Source organism: Protofrankia sp. Cj3, from assembly GCF_917627355.1.
Classification (GTDB): domain Bacteria; phylum Actinomycetota; class Actinomycetes; order Frankiales; family Frankiaceae; genus Protofrankia.
Genome location: NZ_CAKJTR010000024.1, coordinates 13,101 through 14,145, shown reverse-complemented (window position 1 = coordinate 14,145; position 1,045 = coordinate 13,101). Strand labels below are relative to the sequence as shown.

1 protein-coding gene is annotated in these 1,045 nt (G+C 71.3%); it reads right to left on the bottom strand.

Features of this window, described 5'->3' with window-relative positions; translation table 11 throughout:
• Positions 1-121: 121 nt before the first annotated feature.
• Positions 122-1,045, bottom strand: a 924-nt coding sequence (locus tag MJ783_RS05355) for an NADP-dependent oxidoreductase (protein ID WP_239308806.1), incomplete at its 5' end; no start/stop codon positions are given.

Below are 1,045 nucleotides of genomic sequence, written 5' to 3'. Positions count from 1 at the left end.
GTTGGCGAGGTCTGTTACCGCACCCTTGGCTTGGGCGCTGCCGCGGTCGATTCGGCGTCCAGGACCTCAGCGTCGACCACACGTTCCCAGACCCGCGGCCGGCGGATTGTGCGGCTTTCGGTCATGCTTCGACGTCGGGGTCGACACGGACGAGCATCTTGCCGACGTTGTCACCCCGTAGCATCCCGAGGAAGGCTGCGGACGCGTTTTCCAGGCCGTCCACGACCGTCTGTCTGGATACGAGCTCGCCGGTCCGCAGCCAGCCCGAGACACGGTCGGTGAACTCCGTCCGCAGGTCCTCGTGGTCGCGGATGATGAACCCGCGTAGGGTCACCCGTCTGAGCACAGCCTGGATGAGGTGGTCGATACCGGGCCGGGGTGCCGTCGAGGTGAACTGGGAGATCATGCCGCAGAGGACGACCCGGCCGCCGACCCGGAGGGCATGCAGCGCGGCCACCAGGTGGTCGCCGCCGACGTTGTCGAAGTACAGGTCGATGCCGTCCGGCGCGGCCCGCCCGAGCCCGGCCGCGATCGGTTCCGCGCGGTAGTCGACCGCGGCGTCGAAGCCGAGCTCCGTGGTAAGCAGGTGGCACTTGGCCACGCTGCCCGCGCTGCCGATGACGCTGGCGGCACCCAGCAGCCGGGCGAGCTGGCCGACCGCGCTGCCGACCGCCCCGCCGGCCGCGGAGACGAAGACAGCGTCCCCCCTGGCCAGCTTGCCCGCACGCAGCAACCCGGCATAGGCGGTGAAACCGGTCTGGCCGAGGATGCCGAGCCAGGCCGATGGCGCGGCGCGCGCGGCGTCGACGGCGCTGAACGCCGCGGGGCTTCCCGGCGTCGCCTCGACGATCGCCAGCTCCCGCCAGCCGAGCCGGTGGCGCACCCACGCGCCTGGGTGGATACCGGGAACGCGGCTCGCGAGCACCCGCCCGATGGCGGAGCCGTCCAGCGGCTCGCCGACGGCGAAGTTGGTCGTGTAGTGCTTCTCGGTCTCCTCGAGGCGACCCCGCATCGACGGGTCAACGCTCATGAAGGCGTTGCGGAC